Consider the following 2,846-nt stretch of genomic DNA (forward strand, 5'->3'; position numbering starts at 1 on the left):
GATATAACAAAGGGTGGTAAAATTCGCTCAAGTGATGCTGTTGAAATGCCAGATGGAACAATTATAAAATTACTTAAATCTTTTAAATTTATATATTTAAACATTTTTTAATTCCTATTCAATGGCCGCTCTTTATTTGTATTTGGTATAAAAAAATCATTCTCATTTGTTGGTATCTTTATAAGTGGTGAAAAATCAACTTTCCAAATATCAACACTATCAACAAAATTATTATCGTATGCAAACATAGTAGCCACACAAAGTATTCCATCAATATCATAAAACTCTATATCCGAAATATGTTTGCCACCGCCGATATACTCATTGCTTTCATAAACAAAGCCAAAGCTTCCCATCTTACCATCTTCAAAATAAAAAATTTCATCTGAAAATTTATACTCTTTATTCTCACTCTGTGAATTTTTAATTAAAATTTCCACCATTTGCCTAATTTGCGTAGTTATATGCCTAACTTGTAATTTTTTTATTATATACATAAATCTCCTTCATCATTTGTTTAATATCTAAAACTTGTTTATGTCTTCAAAGAAAGTATTTTGCTGCCAAAAATAGCACTCTATCATTTTTAATAATCCATTTTCTAAAAATATCATTGCACCGCCAATATTTTCATTGGAAAGTATTAAATTTACATTGCCAACAAAGCCATTGTTTTTACTTTTTTCCATATCATTTTTAAAGCCAAAATAACAATAATACCCAGCAGTCGAAATCTCTCTTTTTATAATTTCTGAATTTTCAAATTGCTCGTAAAGTGCATAATCGCCCAAATCATCACTTATCAATTTAACAATTGCGGCTTCAATATCTACAATACTTGTAAATTTATCAAGGTATAAACATTGTTCCGATTTCTGGTTTTCCATTTTTAACTCATAAATTTAATGTTATCAAAATTTTCTAATTCCAAATAATTTTCACCGGCTGCATTAAAAATTTCAAGTTCTCGCACTTGGTTATCAACAACATGCAATAAAAAGTCAGTAAGGTAATGGTTTTTACTATTTACATACATTTCCACAACAATTCTAGTTTGAAATTTGTTTATATCAAGCGGTGCAACATTTTCATCTTTTTCAAATATATATGCCAAAAAACCATCGTATTTTTCTATACATTTTAGCGAAAGAGCATTTAGATGCGCAATAAGTTCATCTTTATAGGCAATATCTTTTTTTTAACATTACATTTAATATTCTATTTAAAATATCGGGAAACTTATCGTTGTTTATAAAATTATTTTGTTTCTGGCACATAGTAAGTTCCTATATTTATAACTCCATTATCTCGTTTAAAAGCATTATATTCTATTGTTATGCCATTTACTTCAATGGTATTTTTATAATGCTTATTTATTTCAAGGTTTTTACCATATAGTTCATTAGCTATTGCATTTTCAACTTCCGTATGATTAAGATTTACATTTTTTTCATATAAATGCCACCCTACGATACTAATAAATCTTTCCAGTTTCTTTATAAACCCAACGGATTTGCGGACAATCATCATACCAAAAAATACCATAGTTTTTACTATTTGAATAGTTACTTATATCATTCAAATCTTTCGGTAAAACACTGCGTGTATAATTTATAATTTCATCAGATGGAATATCCCAAAAAATATCCCGCTCACCATTTATTTTTTTAATTTTTGTTGAATATGTTTTTGTTTGTTTGTCATAAAAACAATATGGAACTAAAACCAAAATTTCTCCATTATCTATCAATTTTTTTAACATATACAAAAATGCTTCAAAATTATATTCTAAATTATTCTTAAATTCATCATAGTTCCAAAACAATATGTGAGAAGAACATCCAAAGCACTCTAACGCCTCATTATAATATTTATTTACAATTTTTTTGATATATGAAATTTCTGATTGTTTCATAAAAATTTCCTATTTAAATTTAATTTCATAAAGATTTTTTTTACCATTTTTACCAACAAATTCCATTGGAATATCTATCGTCCATCTTGGTTTTGTTCCATCAGTAAGTGTGGAAGCACCGTAGGGTGGGCATCCTTGTCAACCGAATTTTATATATTTATTAAATTTAATCATTTTTATATTCCGCTATCCATTGCCTGAAATATTTTTTATTAAATAAAATTTCATTAGCTAATTTTTTAGCCCATTTCTCGTCAAACTGTTCATGTTATGCATTTAAAAATTTTATCATAATCAAAAAACTTTCTTTTAGTGTTATTTTTTCGGAACTTGAAATTTCATTGACAAGCCCGGCCCATTGATGATATAAATATCCATCTCCTGAATTCTTTCCCACCCAAATTTCTGGCGACATACTGCCTAAAAAACCACCTAAATCATCATCTAATTTTTGAAAATATAAATCACTCAAAAAGTTATACGCATAAATATATGCTTCATTTGTAGTTAAATATTTTTTCATAATTTATTTCCAATTTGGTCTTGTTGGCGATGATAGACAAGTACCGTAGTGTTCTTCCATAATTAATCCCAGCTTAATTCATATGTAAAAATCTTATTTTCACTAAAACAAATGACAAAAATATAAATTACATACGATAAATATTCTATTTCAAATACTCGCTCATCACCAAATTTAAACCACTCTTTATCTAGCAAATAATATTTATCAGCCTGCATCAAAGTATCTTTAAAATATAAAAACCATTTTTCTATTTTATCTTTTTCTTGTTGTATTTGTTTGACATTATGTTTGCAATATTTCAATACTTCATCAAAATTATCAAACTTTAATTCTTTATCACCGATTTCATACACTTCCATTTCTAAATCAATAAGATCAATAAGCTGTTTTTCAACATATTTTAAT

Annotated in this window: 7 protein-coding genes; all 7 read right to left on the reverse strand. The window is 26.7% G+C overall.

The window, feature by feature from the left end:
- Positions 1-107 precede the first annotated feature (107 nt).
- The gene (locus F3G76_RS10340) at positions 108-497 is read right to left on the reverse strand and encodes a DUF6984 family protein (RefSeq protein WP_149706672.1); all 390 of its coding nucleotides are present in this window, start codon (positions 495-497) and stop codon (positions 108-110) included.
- Positions 498-524: 27 nt separating this feature from the next.
- Positions 525-887: a hypothetical protein gene (locus F3G76_RS10345; RefSeq protein ID WP_149706673.1), complete on the reverse strand. Its 363-nt coding sequence runs from the start codon at positions 885-887 to the stop codon at positions 525-527.
- 2 nt (positions 888-889) lie between these two features.
- Entirely contained in the window at positions 890-1,114 is a 225-nt protein-coding gene (locus tag F3G76_RS10350) for a hypothetical protein (RefSeq protein WP_149706674.1), read from the reverse strand.
- 143 nt (positions 1,115-1,257) lie between these two features.
- The gene (locus F3G76_RS10355; protein WP_188116587.1) at positions 1,258-1,545 is read right to left on the reverse strand and encodes a hypothetical protein; all 288 of its coding nucleotides are present in this window, start codon (positions 1,543-1,545) and stop codon (positions 1,258-1,260) included.
- Positions 1,475-1,915, reverse strand: coding sequence for a hypothetical protein (locus F3G76_RS10360; RefSeq protein ID WP_149706676.1), 441 nt, complete (start codon positions 1,913-1,915; stop codon positions 1,475-1,477). The genes F3G76_RS10355 and F3G76_RS10360 overlap by 71 nt, the downstream gene beginning before the upstream one ends.
- Positions 1,916-2,183: 268 nt before the next feature.
- Positions 2,184-2,438, reverse strand: a complete 255-nt coding sequence (locus F3G76_RS10365; RefSeq protein WP_149706677.1) for a hypothetical protein — start codon at positions 2,436-2,438, stop codon at positions 2,184-2,186.
- Between the two features lie 62 nt (positions 2,439-2,500).
- Positions 2,501-2,846: hypothetical protein (locus F3G76_RS10655; protein ID WP_188116588.1), on the reverse strand; the 346-nt coding region annotated here is incomplete at its 5' end.

This window comes from Campylobacter concisus, from assembly GCF_902460575.1.
Lineage (GTDB): Bacteria > Campylobacterota > Campylobacteria > Campylobacterales > Campylobacteraceae > Campylobacter_A > Campylobacter_A concisus_AW.

Excerpts from the sequence above, each read along its gene's own strand:
- F3G76_RS10340 (WP_149706672.1), bottom strand. The coding sequence starts at position 497 with ATGTATATAATAAAAAAATTACAAGTTAGGCATATAACTACGCAAATT.
- F3G76_RS10355 (WP_188116587.1), bottom strand. The coding sequence starts at position 1,545 with ATGGTATTTTTTGGTATGATGATTGTCCGCAAATCCGTTGGGTTTATA.
- F3G76_RS10360 (WP_149706676.1), bottom strand. The coding sequence starts at position 1,915 with ATGAAACAATCAGAAATTTCATATATCAAAAAAATTGTAAATAAATAT.
- F3G76_RS10365 (WP_149706677.1), bottom strand. The coding sequence starts at position 2,438 with ATGAAAAAATATTTAACTACAAATGAAGCATATATTTATGCGTATAAC.
- F3G76_RS10345 (WP_149706673.1), bottom strand. The coding sequence starts at position 887 with ATGGAAAACCAGAAATCGGAACAATGTTTATACCTTGATAAATTTACA.